Raw genomic sequence first — 16,904 nt, 5'->3', positions numbered from 1 at the left:
GCATCATCTTGCGTCGAGTGCAGCAAATCATAAGGATAAAAAGTGGCTAATCTGTTTTTATTGGATATTGATGGGGCACTGGTAGATTCAAATAACCTAGAGCTGGGTTGCTATGTTAAAGCAGTTAATGAAGTGCTAGGGGTTGAAATGGATACAGACCTTACCCAATATGCCAATCTTACCGATGGCGGAGTGTTAGACGAGATCATCGCGAAACACGGTATTTCCGAGAGCCGATCACTGATTCACCGCAAAGTAGAGAGTCGCTTCTCGACCTTGGTTCAACAAGCGATAAAAGAGTCCCCTGAGGCAGTACATGAAGCAGTGGGGGCTAAAGCTTTTTTAAATCACATAAACGACCTTCAAAATACGCATATTGCTATATCCACCAGTGGCTGGGCGTCGACGGCTAAATTGAAATTACGTGCAGCAGGTTTTGACATTAGCAATATAACCTTTGCTTCATCTTCTGATGCATTAAGCCGTACAGAAATTATGGCGCTGGCTGCTTTTCGTGCCAAGCAAGATTTAGGTGTTGTTTTTGATCGTCGCGTCTTGTTTGCGCATGGTGATCGCAATAAGCATGCTTCACAAGAGCTGGGCTATGATTATGTTGAAGTGGGTCGTACAGATGGCCATCATACACATATTCCAAACCTTACTCACTATCAGGCGGCATTCTCTCAATTGGCCTTGTCTTCATAAACACATCCATTCCATTTAGGCGTGATATTGCTATGCTAACTTTACGCCCAATGGGTAAATGGTCGATACCCTTACTTTGCGCTTCTTTGTTGCTAATTTTATTTCCTCTTCAAGCGGCTCAGCGTATCCACTTCCCAAAAGAAGATGATTAGATAGAACCTTCTATAAGTTCTATGCTAAATAATAGCAACGATGGAACTTGGAGTAATATCACATGGATGAGAAGTGGGTTCTGCAATGGTTTAATGATGTTTGGTCTAACGCCAACAGTGCAAAGTTACAGGCATTGGCCACCGATCCTTTTCATTTCCACGTCCCTGGTGGAAAGAGTTACCTGCTTAGTCATACCGAGTACCTCAACTTTATTACAGTATGGGGGCAGCGGTTTAGAGACGTTACTTTTCGGATTATTGATACGGTTAGCGATGACAACAAAACCGTCGTCGTTTACCAATGCCATGCCTTGTATTGTGGAGGGTGGGCAAAGATCCCAGCCAAAAAACAAAAAGTTATGATGACCGGGATGGCTTACTTCAAACATAAAGGTGACAAAATTGTCGATTGCCGTCTTGAAGACAGTAGCTTTGATTTGTATCAGCAACTGACAAGGCGTTTAGAATAAAAAAACACCCCGCGGTGATATATACCGAAGGGTGTTTAGTGGCGACTATTTCATGAAATTGGTTAGCTATTGGGTGATGGCTACTTTAAAGCATCACACTTAAATCGTTTGTACCTGAGCGGCTGGCGTATTCAGTTTTAAGAAGAACTCTTTAGTTTCCGCAACAACCACATCACGCAGCAAGATCAAACCTATCAAGTTCGGGACCGCCATCAATCCATTCACGATATCGGCAATCAGCCAAATCATATCCAGTTTCATAAAGGCGCCAGCGGCAACCAGTACTAGGAAGAACACCTTGTAAGGCAAGATAGCCTTAACGCCAAATAGATACGTAATACAACGCTCACCGTAGTAGTTCCAACCCAGAATAGTCGTAAAGGCGAAGAACATCAGGCCGATAGTAACCATCATTGGGCCAATGAAACTAGAGTCCAAACCGCTGGCAAAAGCATAGCTGGTCATCGCAGCCCCTGCGTAGTCGCTTTGCCAAGCACCGGTTACCACTAAGGTAAGGCCTGTCATGGTACAAATGATGATGGTATCGAAGAATGTACCTGTCATCGAGATCAAGCCTTGCTCTACACATGAATCGGTTTTTGCAGCAGCGGCTGCCATAGGTGCACTACCGAGACCAGATTCGTTCGAGAATACACCACGAGCAATACCAGACTGGATAGCCAGCATGATGCCTGCACCAACGAAACCACCTGTTGCGGCATGACCGGTGAAAGCTGATTGCACCACAAGTTGGATGGCAGCAGGAATCGCACTGTATTGTGAGCCAAGTACAATGACACAAGCAATGATGTAGAACACGGCCATGAATGGCACAACTTTGCTGGCGACTTTGGCGATAGACTTCACACCACCAAGTGTTACCACAGCAACAAGAATGGTGAGAATAACAACTGTGATTTCACGCGGGATCTCAAATGATAAATAGGCTGCATCAACAATGGCATTAGCTTGTGGGAAAGTACCAATACCAAAGCAGGCAACACCTAGAGCAAATACGGCGAACATACGTGCCAGCCATTTTTGACCGGTGCCTTTTTCAATGTAATACATTGGGCCACCGAGCATTTGGCCATTGGAATCGACTTCACGGTATTTAACCGCCAGTAGGCACTCTGCATACTTGGTTGCCATACCGAACAACGCTGCAAGCCACATCCAGAATAGAGCGCCTGGACCACCCATTTTAATGGCGGTCGCAACACCGACAATATTACCGGTACCTATGGTTGCGGAAAGTGCTGTACACAGTGCGGCAAAACTGGAAACGTCACCGTCAGCCTTGCTGTTTTTGTTTCCCTTGAATAGGTAGCCCAAAGCGAGGGGTAGGTAGCGAATCTGGATCAGCCCAAGGCGGACTGTCAGGTAAATACCTGTACCTACTAGCAAAAGAAGTAGTGGTGGGCCCCAAACGAGGTTATCAATAGTTTGTAAGAAATTATATAGTGGGTTCATTTTCTCTTTACCTTTAAACATCAAAGGAAGAGATAAAGAACAACAGTTATACCGTTGTATGGTGTATCAGAATGTTGGTGTTACTTTCTGTGCTGTTGATCTTATCTCCTCTGTCCTTTTGCCTGAGAGTTTCACCTGAATTCAGGTTTGCTCCTTCGGCGACCGATTAAACGGTTCTCTCCAGAGGCTCCTCCAACAACAGTCCATACCTTGCTCAGTGTTTCACTGAGTAGGGTGCCTGAAAGATTTACTGACTAATGCCTGCAGTGGCTGCAAACGGGATAGTGAGCTTACTTCTTCGGCGGGCTTGTACCTAGCGTTAATAGCGAGTACTTGCCACTCTCCTGCTGTCTTCATCGGAACTCAATTTTCCCGGACATAGTAATAGATAAAAATGCGATTGTCTTCAAAAAATTCAACAAATTTTAATAGGATGGATTGACGTGCCAGAATTTTATGCGTGTATTTTCATTTGTTATGACCTTTTATAGAGTACAGCCGCTTCAGCTTGTTGATCGTAGTATGCGCCAGTGCATAACTGAATCTGCTTGTGTCATTCATTCCCTCCCTCTTTTTCCGATCTCCAAGTGCTTTGACATGACTTGGTGATTTTTATTGTCAGAAGTCGTTCTGTTAATGCTACTGGGTTTTAATAATTGTGATATTAGTTGGATATGACGTAAGTCTATTTAGTGCAAGTGTGTTGATATGGTCTTTTTCTTGCTTGTCGCCTTAAGCGCTATAATTTTGTGGTGTATAAGGCGAAAAATAGCAAAAAGTAATTTTAAGAAAATGCAATACGGAATAAATTAATAGATTTTTTTTGACTTAAAAAATCCCTTAAATTCAAATTTGATATAACAAAATTGATTTTAAAGGCAGTTATGCGCTTTAACTTGTTGAAGTCATCGCATTAGCAGATTATTTTGAAGAATTAGATTTAAAGTTGCAACAAATTTGCCGTCTGGAATTTTTTGGGTTTATAGACGTTAATTATCAATGTCACGTCACTTTTTTGACGGGCATAAAACTATAATTGATGCGACGAAGTTTTATGACAAGGAGAGTTTATACAGACTAAGCGTTTGTAATTTTCTTAATAGATTAAGGTGAAGCTGTGATATGGGTTAGTTGTAGCCACTTCGATAAAGTGGCAGAAGCGAAAGAAAACCTTAAGATGTCACATGATGTGGTGGACGTCTCGCCTTTTGAGCTGTTGTCAACAATGACAGGTCAGGAGCTGATCTTCCTCGAAGTCGTAGACTCAACGTCGAATGGTTTTGAATTGTTGCAGTCGGTGAAAAGTCGCTTCCCGCAGACTAAGGTCGTGGTGGTATATCACAGTCTTGACGCCGATCTTGCTTTGAATGTCCTCCGAGCTGGTGGCGAAGATGTGATTGCCGCCAACGCAACCAAACAAGAAATCGAAGCCTGTTTCAGTAGGCTCCATACTCATAATGTTGTCGCCGAGCCGGTGCAGGGTTATGAACAACGTGAACTGTCAATCAGACCTGCATTGAAGATCATCGATGAGAATATTAGCTCACCGTTGCGGGAAGAAGATCTCGCCAATGCTTGTCATTATTCTCCCACTTACTTTTCTCGCCTATTTCACAATGTGATGGGTGTGACCTTGAAGCAGTATATTATTAAGAAACGGCTTGATTTAGCGTGTGGGTTATTGAGTTCTGATAGAGAAAAAATTTCCCAGATCGCTCACTCAACAGGTTTTAAGGATGTCTCTTATTTCTCACGGGTATTTAAGAAGCACATGGGCTGCTCTCCCGGTGAGTTCAGGATGCGAAAGCACAATCTTCACACCTGATAGCAATAAGCAACAAATGATCAAAGAACAACCTGTTACCCAGTGTAATAGGTTGTTTTTGTGTTTAAAGAGGAAAAATTATCAACTAACCCATTCAAAAGTCGATAACATTTGCTCCTTTTACTTTTTGTAGAGAGGCCAGAATATTTTCCGTTTGCTATGGCATATCGCTTCTATGTATGGCACATGACAGGGAGTGACGAAATGTGTTTAGCAAGGTATGTAATTGTCTGCATATAATGAAAGCGGGATATTGGTTCAAAAAATGCTATCGGTAAAAATGGAATGACAACATATTTCGATATTCTGGGCATAAGAAAGAATACACCTGTGACTGATGTGAAGCGGCGATATAAGCAACTTTCAAGCCGCTGCCACCCTGACAAGGGAGGCTCAAAGTCAATGATGCAGTTGGTCAGTCAGGCTTATGAAAAGGTGTTGTCTGGACATGGCCATGAAGAGGCAGTGCAGACTGTCTACCTTAAATCTAATGAGCAAGCCGTGATATGGCAGAAAAAATGCCAATTGCTTGAAGAGACTAATAGGGGCCTTCAGCAGTGCAATAAGGATCTGGAAAAAAAGCTGAAAACGGTGCTTGAACAGCTAGAAGATAAAAAGGCGACATCAGAAGGGGAGAAAAATTATAAGCAAATGATGGAAGAAGATATGCAGGCGTTGCGTCGGGAAAATCGCCGTTTGCAATCGAAAGTGGATAGCCTTCGCCGTGAAAAAGGAAGTAAGAAGACAGAGGTTGTGAAATCTGAACGACCGGGGCAACTCGTTGCTGCTTCGCAACCATTGACTCCAGCGGTAGTCAACCAAATTAAAGCCATTGGCAGAAGCCGTTACTGGGGACGCTTGGCGATGATTGTTATCCCTGTCGCTTTGGTATGGCTCGGGATGGGCCCCGCGAAAGAGCCGTTGCTGAATGTATGGCATAGCCTGAACCCTGAGCCTCAGAGAGTCAGTAAGCCGATAATGCGTTTGCTCCATCATGACTCTAATGAGGTGGAAAACCAGAATATGGCACAGATTGAATCACCGCAAAATGCAGTGATTGAAAAAGAAGTGATATTACCTCGAATACAAATGAGTAAAGATGTTGGTGTATGGCAGCTGAGTAAATTTGAGAATATGGCGAAGTACTACATCAGTGTACGGAGTGAAAAAGGCTCATATGTGATTAAAAGTTGTCAGGGTGATTTTCAGTATTACAAAAACACCTTGCAGCGCTCGGGTAGGATGGCCGCCAACCTTATTTATACGCGTGATGAGCGGCATTTTGAAATTTACGACATTCCTTACGGCAATGGCTCATTTGCCCAGAACTGGGCCAAGAGCAAAAGTTTGCTGATCAATAACGAGTACTTCCCCAATAATAACTTTTCTGAGTCCTACAGTACGTTACAACAATACTGTCAGTAAAAAAAGAATGACGGGCAAGCCCGTCATTGACCATTTCATCACGTCATTGATTACCCAATCACTGTAGGCTCTCTTTTGGCTGTCGATCATAGTTGGGTTGTAGCTCAGTGTTACGTACCGCCAAAGGCTTGTATTTTACTGCCAGCTTGAACGCAGCGGGAACAAAGTAAAACGAGACCAGAGTTGTAAGCAGGGTACCGCCTGCAATTGCCACAGCAAATGGAGGCCAGAAGCCACCACCGGCTAGGATCAGCGGCATGAAGCCACCGATGGTCGTAATGGTCGTTGAGGTAATGTGCCTAGTACAGCTCATTACGGCGACCACAATCGCATCTAGGTTGCCCTTACTCGCTTCTGGGCTGCTCTTTAGCTCGGCCAGTATGACGATGGCGGCGTTAATCGCTAGGCCGACTAGGCCGAGCAAGCCGATGATCACAGTAAAGCCAAACGGGTAACCAAAAGAGGCCACTGACAGCAAACCTAACCCTGCTGAAAGTATCCCTACAAGGAAAATAACCAGGCTTAAACGGAATGAGTTGAACGACAGCACCACCACCATAACTAACAAGGTGATGACCATAGTCAGGTTTGCCATCAGGTTACCGACTGACTCGTTACGCTCTGCCGACTCGCCCCCAAACTCAATGGTGTAGCCACTGGGGATGCTGGCTCGGTACTTTTCCAGTTCAGCCTGAAAATGTACCAAGGCTGTTTGCGGCAGCACGCCGGCGCGGATATAGCCTTCAATGACATTGACCCGCTGCCCGTTACGCCGAGGGATCGCGCCTCGACTAGGAGTAAGAGACAGGTCGGCAATGGCAAATACCGGCAAGCCAATCACATCACTGTCCGCTTTTATAGGAAGTGGCAGACTGCTCAGTTGACTCATACTTTCTCGGTTTTCATCACTGACACGTACGCGGACAGGAATGGATTCGGTAGCCTCAATAATGCTGCCACTCAAACGGCCAGTGAAAGACGCTTGCAGGAGATCAGCAAGGTCTTTAAGGCTCAGGCCACTTAGCTGACTGGCTTCCTCATTCACACTGAGCCACACCTTTGGTGTTCCCGGCTGTAGGGTTTCACGGGTATGTGTAACGTTCGGAGTTTTAGCCATGATCAAGCGGATATCTTCGCCAATAGCTTTAAGTCTGTCGAGGTTAGGGCCATATAGCCTGACTTCTAACGGCGCATTGAATGGGGGGCCTTGTTCAAGCTTTCTAACCAGTATCTGCGCATTGGGCATTTGTTGATCGAGATTGGCCTGAAGGGCAGGGATCAGGGTATTGGCTAGTTCGAAATCACGCACTTTTATCATGGCCTGAGCAAAGTAAGGCGCACCTTGTTGGCGGCTGACGAGGTTGTAGTAGAAAGAGGGAAAATTACCGCCAACAACCCAGCTAACCTGCTCGACGCCCTCATAGCTAGCCAGGATTTGGTCAACCTGCTTGGTCGCTTGCTGTGTCGCAAAAACACTGGCTTGTGGTGGCAGGAAAAGTTGTACCTCGAACATATCCCTGTCAGATGGTGGGAAGAACTGCTCGGTAAGTTGTGTTGCTGCCCAGAACCCAGTGAAGGGAAGGATACACACCAAACCAGCGGTGATCAGTGGGTGTTTAATCGCAAAACGAATAGAGCCTTCAAAGCGTTTACTGACCGCAGGAATGACGATACCTGTGTGGTACCAACGCTGGCCCTGATTGGCCGAAGGTAATATGCGAGAAGCAAAACCGGCTACCAGCGTATGGGAAATTAAATACGAACCAATCAACGAGAAACATACAGTGATGGCGATAGCGCTGACAAACTCACCAGCAGGGCCTGGCATGAGGAAAATTGGTGCGAATGCCAATACCGTTGTTAACGTTGATCCCAGTAACGGGATCCATAAATGCTGGATTGCCTGTAATGCCGCTTCCAGCTTGGCTTTACCTTGTTGGCGGTAGTGTTGGATGGTGTCGACCATGACAATGGCGTTGTCTACCATGATACCAAGCGCAACGATAAGACCGGTTACTGACATTTGGTTGATAGGCAGCCCTGTGAATTTCATCATCGAGAGGGTGACAAGGCTGGTAAGCGGTAATGAAACCGCCACAATAATGGCTGAGCGGACTCCTAAGGTCAGCAGTAAGACCACCAGGATAATTGAAAAGCCAAGCAATAAGCTGTTGTTAAGATCAGACAGGCGGGTTTCGGTATAGCTCTCTTGCTCAAAAATGACATCGACCGAAATATTGGAAGGGATTTGTTGTCGGTATTGCTCCAACAGTTTGTTCATCCGCTCAGTCCACTGATCAACCCGTAATGTCGGTTGCATCCGGGCAGCCACAATAATCGCAGGGTTTCCGTCTACAACACCAATTTCAGAGGGTGGCGATGCAGCCTTGCGCTCTACCTCGGCGATGTCTTCCAATCGAACCAGGAAGCCATTGTCATCCATTGTGATAGGTACGCGCCTCACCCTGTCGAGGGTATCAAGCGAATCAGAGACTTCTAAGGCAAAGCGGTTTTGGCCATTAACCAATTCACCGGCTGAATTTTTAGCATCCGCTTGATCGATGGCTTGTGACAAAGAAATGGCTGAGAGGCCGAGAGCGCTAGTTGCTGCAGGATCTAACGTGACCTGGATTTCTTCATCGGGTAGGCCATAGGTATCGACAAACTCCACGCCGCTCATGATCCGCATCCGGTTACCGAGCTCAATGGCATAGCGGCGTAAAGTCAGCAAATCTGGCTGGCTATCGCCTTGCCAAGTGAGGGCTGTGATCATGGTATAGGCATAACCATGATCGCTTTCTAAATCAGGTACAGAAGAGCCAGCCGGAAGCAAAGGTGTGACATCGGACAGCTTATCTCTGGTTCTCGACCACACTGGTTCCGAATCGATTATCTCGTCATTAAGCTCGACTTGAATAACCGAAATCCCCGGTCTCGAGACGGAAGATAGCTCTTTGATTTCTTCTAATTGGCGCAGTTCGGTTTCAATTTTTTCGGTGATGAGTGCTTCTACCCGCTCGGCGGTTGCCCCTGGAAAGTGGGTAATGATGCTAGCATGGCGGTTGTGGATCACTGGATCTTCTGCCCTTGGTAGCGTCGTGAGGGCAGAAAAACCCGCGACGACCAAGAGCGCAACAGCTAAAACCAATAGACGGGTATTGCTAATTATGGCTTCCATCTTCATAGCACGGCCTCATCGTGTGTCTTCAGAGGCAGTGGTAACTTTTTTACCGGTTGTACTGCCTGACCAGGGACTAAACGGTGAAGCCCACCCGAAATCAATCTCTCGCCAGGTGTTAGTGCTCCGGTTACGTAAGCATATTCAGCGTTGGCATGGAGTACCTGAATAGATCGACGCTCAACCACATGCAGGTTATCTTCATCACTCATTACAAAAACATTCCACACGCCACGAAGGCCGTCTGTCATTGCCGAAAGCGGGATCCAGTAACCGGGTTTATCATGTACATCACTGAACTGTAAGTAAGCGAGTTGACCGTCGATCACTTCAGCGTTTTCAGGCAAGGAAAATCGGAGTTTGACCGTGCGCGATCCGCTGTCGACACGAGCGCCGGGGTTCAGTAGGGTGACAGGGTAACTATTGATGCCGACACGCAGCTGCCAATCACTATGAGTAATCAACTTAGCAAGCTGTTTGGCGGGTATGCCGATATGGGCCTCCCTGCTGGTGGACGCCAGTAAAGTCAGGGTTGGTGCACCGACATTAATGACATCGCCTTTTGACACATGGCGAGCACTGATAGTGCCATCGTACGGTGCGTAGACAGTCGACTTTTCTTGACGGAGTTGGTTGGCAGCTAGAGAAGCTGTGAGCTGGCGGTAGTTGGCACGTAGTGCATTGCGCTGGCTATTGAGGGCATCAATTTCCGAATCAGCACTAAAACCTTTCTTCTTCAATGAATTCTGGCGCTTTAAATTCGCTTCAACTAAGTCCAGTTGAGCGGTGATTTGGGACTGTTGAGCACGTAACTCATCCGCTTGGGTGATTAAAAGTTGGGTATCTAGAATAAGGAGAGGATCACCAGCTTTTACGTCGTCGCCGACGTCAGCCAAGATACGGGCCACTTTACCACCCAGTTCGGCACCTAAATTCGCTTGTTGCCCAGCTTGAACCATCCCGACATATTCGCGCTCGACATTATAGTGATCGGAAGGGGCTAGCGTGAACGTATTGACACTCAACAACTGGTTCATTTGTTGATCGGTTGGTGATGTCGTAGAAGTATTACATCCTACTAGCAATGCTGAACCGATTACGATACCGGCGATTGTTGTCCTTTTCATCTTGCCCTGCCTTAAGTTGTGATATCCAAATACTTGGGATATAAACTAGACTGTCCAGTCCATATGTAAAAAATAAACCATTGGAACTAGACTGTCCAGTTTGATTGTATTAAAACTTATATAGGTTTGTTAATTGAGGGTGAGCGCGTGTTGACTGCAAGAAGTGCCCAGAAAAGGGAACAAATTTTAAAAGCCGCGACAGATCTGTTTTGCGAGCAGGGCTATGGCATTAGCATGGAAGCCATCGCATTAAGAGCGCAGGTGTCCAAGCAAACGGTGTATTCACATTTCAAGACCAAGGATGAGCTCTTTGATACTTGCATTCGGGCTAAATGTACGGCAAATCAGCTAGATATCTGCTTGCTGGATGATCCTAGAGAGCCAGAGGAAGTACTTGAAGACTTCGCCTGGCGGTTCCAAAACATGTTACTCAGTGACGGGGCGTTGAATACGTATAAAGCGGCAGTGAGACAAAGTGATACTCACCCCGACCTTGCCAGGGTGTATCTGAATGCGGGCCCAAAGAATACCACTGAAATGGTGGCAGCATATTTGGAGCAACTTGTCGTTAAAGGCCTGTTAAAAGAAAATTTGAATTGCGGCGATGCGGCGATGCAATTTTTATTGATGTGCCATGGTCGAGCTGTCTATTGGGCATATCTCGGTCAGCAAACTGAAGAATCAGAACAGGAACGCAAGCAGTACCTGAAATCATCTGTCTCAATGTTTTTACAAGGCTATAAAAGTTCCAATGGTTAAATTTGCCAAGATAAATTACTGCTATCTTTATAGATAAGTTTTTTTATGGGTATCAGGGGCATCTATGAAAACAGGGTACATCAAAAGTGGCGCTGTAATTGTTTGTATTTTGATGTCATTGCTTTCAGGGGTGACTCATGCCGCCAAAAGTCGGTTGACAGAGATTATTGACCGTGGCGTGCTGAGGGTAGGGACAACAGGTGACTGGAGTCCGATGACTATACGAGATCCTGCCACAAATTTTTATCGTGGTTTTGATATTGATATTACCACCGAGCTAGCCAAAGACTTGGGTGTGACGGTTGAGTATGTTCCTACATCCTGGAAAAAACTGGTTAATGGTGTGGTTACCGACAAATATGATATGACGGGGAGCGCCTCGTTGAATATGCACCGCGCAAGGTTGGCAGGTTACAGCGATACTTATTACTATTTGGCGTTTGTTCCTGTCGTAAATAAATCGAATGCAAAGCGTTTTCGCAAATGGAGTGACTTCAATGCCTCTTCGGTCATTCTTACGACCACTGCGGGTACGGTGCAGCAAAGCTTGGTGGAAGAGTTGCTGCCAAATGCCAGAAAGCATGTTAGCGAGAGCGCCAAATTGACTCATCAATATCTTCTGGATAATAAAACTACCGCTATCGTGACATCGAATATAGAAGCCGCATCCTTGGTTAAACGCTATCCACAACTGAGCGTGGCCAAGGTCGATGGTATGCGCTTACCCACCCCCATTGCGATGCTGTTACCCAAAGAAGATCAAGTGTGGATCAATTACGTTAATCACTGGATCGAGTTGAAACAAACCCAAGGCTTCTTTGATCGAGTGGCGAAAAAATGGGGCTTGGTGAAGCTAAGCGTGAATTAGATAAGATCCTGCAACAAATAAAATAGACGTGTTTTAGCTGATCAATGAAGCTGCCAGCGTGATACGCTGGCTGCTCTGTTATTGCTTTATGCTTCTGTCGAACTAACGGTTGAAGCTTGAGCACTGCGTTGCCATTTTGCCAGTAAATAAACCATACACGCTTGTAAAACAAGAGCGAAAGCCAACACGACAGGGCTTTGCATCAAACCTGCAGCAATGAAGCTCACCAACGCAATAGAGCCATTGAGCAATGCATAAGGTAACTGCGTTCTGAAGTGCTCAAATTGATCACAACCTGATCCTGTCGACGATAGAATCGTTGTTTCTGAAATTGGTGAGCAGTGATCACCGAATAACCCGCCAGAAAGAACAGCACCAATACAGGCATACAGTGGGGCATCGATGGCAATGGCTGTTGGGATCACCAATGGTATCATGATGGCAAAAGTGCCCCATGATGAACCGGTTGCAAAAGAAATAATCGCTGACAACAAGAATGCTACTGCGGGTACTAGCCAATAAGGAAAGCCGGCCTGTGCTTGCTCTGCAATGTAGGCCGCTGTACCCAACTCTTTACCCACGCTGCTTAGTGTCCAGGCCAAGATAAGGACAATGGCAACTTGCATCATATTTCCCATGCCTTTGAGATAAACGCTGATCCCATCACTGAGTTTACGTACACCGTAAAACGCCATCAGGGCAATCAAAGTCATTGCGGCAAAGAAGTAAGCACTGGAAAGCGCTGCACGGAATACCGAGCCAGATACCTTTTCAAACGGGAAGCCAAGCGGTGCCAGCATCATTACGAGTACCAGTGCCATGACAAGCAGTGGCGCGAATACAAAAGAGGATTTTGCATTTTTATGCGTAAACGTCTGTAAGGTATCAGTGCTGGCTGCAGTAATAATTCCTTGCTGAGCTTTCGCTTCTGCAATAGCCATCGGTCCGAAATCGAGCTTTTTGATTGCCACTAAAGGCACAATAAAAATAGCTAAAAAGGCATAGAACTGGAAAGGAATCGCTCTGACGAAGGCTTCCCAGTCAGTGATAGCGACATCCATTGCACTGAATTCTTTTTGCAGCAAGCCCATGATGTATACACCCCAACCAATAAAAGGGATCAATATCGCGACAGGTGAAGAAGTAGAATCAATGATAAATGCAAGTTTTTGACGAGACAGCTTGAGCTTATCAAATAACGGGCGGAAAACTGGGCCAACGATAAGCGGCGTACCTAAATCGGAGAAGAAAATAAAAATGCCACCAAACCATGATGATAGCTGAGCACGACACTTACTACTGATCCAGTGGGTAACCTTCGCAGCAAAAGCTTGTCCACCACCGGATTGTTCCATCAAGGCGACAAAGCCACCAATAAATACCAGCAGAACGATCACACCTGCGTTATAGCTGTCGGTGAGTTGAGGGACGAGATAGTCCTTGACCAAAGTGCCGAACGTATCAAGCGGTGCAACACCGTTGAGCATAACGACGCCACTGAAAACACCGCCAAATAAACCGATGACAACATTTCGTGTTGTGAGGGATAAGGCGAGGGTGACAATAATTGGTATGAGAGAGGTAATGTCTGGTTGGCCCATGTCGCGTTCCTTAGCTGTACGTCCAATATCAAAAAAGGCACAGTGAATATTAATGATTATCAGCTGAATATATATATATAAAATTATTGCATGTATACCTAGTTCAGGAAGGTTTTGCTATTTTTTATGTGATGAGTAGATTGTTCTGCTTAATATGTGAACAATTGCGTTGCTTTCTTATGCCTGGATGTCTCCATAGCTCTTACAGAATCAATCAAGTGTCAGTTTCTTGGGGCATACGGGTTTACTGAATGTAGAGGTTTACATTAGGCAGTGATTGCAATATAAGTGTCATACAGTGCCGTTACGATGCACGGGTGTATTGGAGGGAGATAAAGCCCAAAACACAAAGAAAATAACAAGGAGAAACATGGATTTATCAAGCTACACAGGTATCATTTTCGATATGGATGGAACGTTGGTTGATTCAATGCCAGCACATCTAGAAGCATGGGAAAAAACTTGTGCAATTCATGAGATACCCTTTGATCGCGAGTGGTTTTATAATTTGGGCGGAATGCCTAGCGTAAGAATTGCCAATGAGATCAATCGAGCCTTCTGTCAAAACTTCGATGTAGAGCGTTTAGCGAATACCAAATACAAGTTTTACGACGAAATAATCCATAAGGGTGAAGTGATTGATCCGGTGTATCAAGTACTGCTCGATAATAAAGGCAGTAAAAAAGTGGCCGTAGGTACGGGAAGCCGCATGTTTAATGCCGAGCCTCTGCTTGACCAGACAGGCATTCTACCTATGTTAGATGCATTGGTAACAGCGGATGATGTCGTTAACCATAAACCTAATCCAGACACCTTTTTAGAAGCAGCCAAGCGTATGGGTGTTGAACCACATGACTGCGTGGTATTTGAAGATACTGAATTAGGTCAACGTGCAGCATTGGCGGCAGGAATGGATTGCTACCTTGTTGTTGATGGTGAAATCACCACATTGACGAAAGCGCCACGTTAAAAGCCTTATAAAAATAGGCTGTTGCCGTTTCTGGCTTAGAGACATCGTTGTCCATAAAGGGTATTCTTCACCGCATTGTTTGAATACCCTGTCATTACCATGAATCAACCTCGCAAACCCTCCACTGATGCCAATTCATCTTCTGATAGAAAGCCTTCAGGCTCGAAGCGCGGTAAGTCTGCCCATCAAGAAGAGCTATTCGGCATGCCTGAAACCCGCTTTTGGATTCAGCGTTTAAGTAAAACGGCTATTCGTGCCATGCACATCCTCGGCATTGCATGCAGTGCAGGCGGGTTCCTATATGGGGTAGATAAGTCGCTGTGGATTCATTGGTGGATTATGGCAATGGTGACAGGCTTAATTATGACTGGATTGGAAATTCGCCAATCGCGGCTATGGCTCATCCAGTTAAAAGGTGTACTGACTTACCTAAAGTTAGGTCTGCTCAGTTGCTTTTTCTTGATCCCGCAACACAAACCTGAGTTGTTCATTATCATCCTCGTGATGTCAGTGGTTATTGCCCACGGCCCAGCAGGACTGCGCCATTACTCTATCTGGCACCGCCGTCGTATTGATGAGCCTAAAGGCAAAAAAAGACAGATTAACGGATAAAATTGATACTCAATTAAATAAAAAGTCTTTTATACAAGAATTGAGACACGGCAATTGTAAACCCGCACTACACTGATTATTAGACATTTACCAATATATGTGTAGGAGACCGGTTGTGAAGAAAGTACTGCTTGTGACTTTTTTGCCCCTGGTGATAGCAGGATGTTCTAAGTCTGTTGATGAGCGTGCTGACGAGTTTGTCGAAGCCAGTTTTACCTTGTGCGGCTCCAAAGTTCAGTCTTATGCCCAAGGTGATGACGGTAAAATTCGTGTCGTCTGCGATAACAACAGTTATTTCTCGGTCAAAGATCAAGATACCTTGGCATACATGCATGAGCTCAATGGCGCTTTTTGTCGTGGCCAAGGTTTTTCTGCATTCCATGAGCGCAGTCGCTACTTTACCTTTACTTGTAAAGGCGAGAAGTCGTTTAATATTCCCAAATAGTGCTGACTGAAATAACTGGCGGTATTACTGCAACAGCTGATAGTGCCGTTGCGGCCTACCGTTGGTTTTGTTATTTAGCGCTAAAGAGTAAAAACCGCCCATAAAGACGGTTCAATGATGATGTACTGGGCTATTTCAGCAATATTAGCTTTCTTTCGATTTATATCCCGGCGCCAGAGTAGCGCTGTTTACTTGGTACAGTGCTTGTGGGTTAGCTAAAGCTAACTGATAACCAACGTATTCATGCAATCGGCCATCTTCGCTACAATCAACTTCCCACTTTCTTAGCAGGTATCCTGCAAGCGCGGCACGAACTTCAATGGTCAGCTTGCCCTCTTTCATTTCGTAGTCCAGCTCGATAGCTTCTGGGTTCCCTTGATGTGGGTGAGGGATCAGCTTAACCTCGATGTATTTCTGCCATTGGCGATCAGCTTCAATTCGCTCATCAGTTATAGGCTCATCATCAAGAATCGTTACAGAGGTTACGCGGTTACAAACCACATCCATGAACTGTTCATTTTTACGGTCGAAAGAACGTACGTGCCAGCGATTACCTGAATCAACAAGACTGTGAGGGGCAATCACACGGCGGCTTTTACCACTAGAGGTGGAGATGTACTCAATTTCCAGCAGCTTGTTACGGTAAATACCTTCGCACAGCGCCGCCATGATAGGTGTACGCGGAACGGTCAGCGACGTCGGGGATTCACACTGAATTGGAAAATCCTGATGACCGGAGAAACCGTCGCCATAGCCCAGAGAGATCGTTGCTAGCGTCTTTTTCAGATCGAGATTAAACAACGGGCTGAAATCAGGCTGCTTGTAGTACTTTTTTGATCGCATATCTAGCTTGAGGTTATCCGGCGCGATCTCTTTATAAAGCGCAAAGTCTCGAGTAGTAGCAGCATGACCAACCGCAAAGCGGTCGATCAAATCTTTCCGTGTGACCTCACCAAGGAAGTAAAGGGCAAAGTCTATAAAGGCTAGCCGTTCACGTTGTGCTGAGCCAACGGCATTGAGCTTTTTCTCGACATCTATGTGTGATGCTCCAGCGTTGTTGTATGAGGTCATGTGTATTTATCCAGTACTTTTTTATCAAGGCCCTAATATATACTTAAAATCAGTAGAATCAAGGCTATTTATAAAGATTACACCCAGTTAAAGGCAGCTAGATTAATCAAGTCAAACACCTAACCCAAAGTCGTAATCCGATCTATAAATTGATTGGTTTACATAATCATGATGAGTTAATGGGATGGTTGTACTTGTTTTGAGTAGGTGTGTTTGCTCTTAA

Annotated in this window: 14 protein-coding genes and 1 riboswitch; of the genes, 9 read left to right on the top strand and 5 right to left on the bottom strand. The window is 45.4% G+C overall.

The window, feature by feature from the left end; all coding sequences use genetic code 11:
* The first annotated feature begins 42 nt into the window (after nt 1–42).
* Nucleotides 43–705 carry an HAD hydrolase-like protein gene (locus ACVA53_RS05190; RefSeq protein ID WP_255043825.1) on the top strand — a complete coding sequence of 221 codons (663 nt, stop codon included), beginning with the start codon at nt 43–45 and terminating at the stop codon, nt 703–705.
* A 214-nt stretch (nt 706–919) separates the two neighbouring features.
* Nucleotides 920–1,327: a nuclear transport factor 2 family protein gene (locus tag ACVA53_RS05185; RefSeq protein ID WP_255043826.1), complete on the top strand. Its 408-nt coding sequence runs from the start codon at nt 920–922 to the stop codon at nt 1,325–1,327.
* Nucleotides 1,328–1,426: 99 nt separating this feature from the next.
* On the opposite strand, the gene ACVA53_RS05180 is transcribed toward ACVA53_RS05185, so the two are convergent.
* Entirely contained in the window at nt 1,427–2,800 is a 1,374-nt protein-coding gene (locus ACVA53_RS05180; RefSeq protein WP_255043827.1) for an alanine/glycine:cation symporter family protein, read from the bottom strand.
* Nucleotides 2,801–2,900: 100 nt separating this feature from the next.
* Nucleotides 2,901–2,994, bottom strand: a riboswitch (glycine riboswitch).
* Between the two features lie 923 nt (nt 2,995–3,917).
* Between ACVA53_RS05180 and ACVA53_RS05175 the strand changes: the two genes are divergently transcribed.
* On the top strand, nt 3,918–4,625 hold the full coding sequence (locus tag ACVA53_RS05175; protein WP_255043829.1) for a response regulator transcription factor: 708 nt from the start codon (nt 3,918–3,920) through the stop codon (nt 4,623–4,625).
* A 285-nt stretch (nt 4,626–4,910) separates the two neighbouring features.
* Nucleotides 4,911–6,050, top strand: a complete 1,140-nt coding sequence (locus ACVA53_RS05170; protein ID WP_446504642.1) for a J domain-containing protein — start codon at nt 4,911–4,913, stop codon at nt 6,048–6,050.
* A 58-nt stretch (nt 6,051–6,108) separates the two neighbouring features.
* Here ACVA53_RS05170 and ACVA53_RS05165 read toward each other — a convergent pair whose 3' ends face one another.
* Both ACVA53_RS05165 and ACVA53_RS05160 read right to left on the bottom strand, forming a co-directional pair.
* Nucleotides 6,109–9,228: an efflux RND transporter permease subunit gene (locus ACVA53_RS05165; protein ID WP_446504685.1), complete on the bottom strand. Its 3,120-nt coding sequence runs from the start codon at nt 9,226–9,228 to the stop codon at nt 6,109–6,111.
* Nucleotides 9,229–9,230: 2 nt separating this feature from the next.
* Nucleotides 9,231–10,355 (bottom strand): efflux RND transporter periplasmic adaptor subunit, encoded by a 1,125-nt coding sequence (locus ACVA53_RS05160; RefSeq protein ID WP_446504641.1) that lies wholly within the window; start codon nt 10,353–10,355, stop codon nt 9,231–9,233.
* Between the two features lie 147 nt (nt 10,356–10,502).
* Here ACVA53_RS05160 and ACVA53_RS05155 point away from each other — a divergent pair, with 147 nt between their 5' ends.
* Nucleotides 10,503–11,114 (top strand): TetR/AcrR family transcriptional regulator, encoded by a 612-nt coding sequence (locus ACVA53_RS05155; RefSeq protein WP_446504640.1) that lies wholly within the window; start codon nt 10,503–10,505, stop codon nt 11,112–11,114.
* A 64-nt stretch (nt 11,115–11,178) separates the two neighbouring features.
* Complete coding sequence (locus ACVA53_RS05150; protein ID WP_446504639.1) at nt 11,179–11,982, top strand: transporter substrate-binding domain-containing protein; 804 nt, start codon at nt 11,179–11,181, stop codon at nt 11,980–11,982.
* A gap of 86 nt (nt 11,983–12,068) precedes the next feature.
* On the opposite strand, the gene ACVA53_RS05145 is transcribed toward ACVA53_RS05150, so the two are convergent.
* Nucleotides 12,069–13,583, bottom strand: a complete 1,515-nt coding sequence (locus tag ACVA53_RS05145) for a Na+/H+ antiporter NhaC family protein (RefSeq protein ID WP_255043833.1) — start codon at nt 13,581–13,583, stop codon at nt 12,069–12,071.
* A gap of 370 nt (nt 13,584–13,953) precedes the next feature.
* Here ACVA53_RS05145 and ACVA53_RS05140 point away from each other — a divergent pair, with 370 nt between their 5' ends.
* The 3 genes from ACVA53_RS05140 to ACVA53_RS05130 all read left to right on the top strand — a co-directional run bounded on the left by ACVA53_RS05140 (nt 13,954) and on the right by ACVA53_RS05130 (nt 15,610).
* A complete protein-coding gene (locus tag ACVA53_RS05140; RefSeq protein WP_446504638.1) occupies nt 13,954–14,553 on the top strand; it encodes an HAD family hydrolase in 600 nt (199 codons plus the stop codon).
* A 99-nt stretch (nt 14,554–14,652) separates the two neighbouring features.
* Nucleotides 14,653–15,165, top strand: coding sequence for a hypothetical protein (locus ACVA53_RS05135; protein WP_446504637.1), 513 nt, complete (start codon nt 14,653–14,655; stop codon nt 15,163–15,165).
* Between the two features lie 115 nt (nt 15,166–15,280).
* On the top strand, nt 15,281–15,610 hold the full coding sequence (locus tag ACVA53_RS05130; protein WP_255043836.1) for a hypothetical protein: 330 nt from the start codon (nt 15,281–15,283) through the stop codon (nt 15,608–15,610).
* A gap of 144 nt (nt 15,611–15,754) precedes the next feature.
* Here the strand turns inward: ACVA53_RS05130 and ACVA53_RS05125 are convergent, their stop codons facing one another.
* Complete coding sequence (locus ACVA53_RS05125; protein ID WP_255043837.1) at nt 15,755–16,681, bottom strand: WYL domain-containing protein; 927 nt, start codon at nt 16,679–16,681, stop codon at nt 15,755–15,757.
* Nucleotides 16,682–16,904: the final 223 nt, after the last annotated feature.

The organism is Photobacterium sp. DNB23_23_1, from assembly GCF_052873815.1.
The sequence above is the reverse complement of the archived record's forward strand: the minus strand, read 5'-3'. Positions and strand labels throughout refer to the sequence as shown.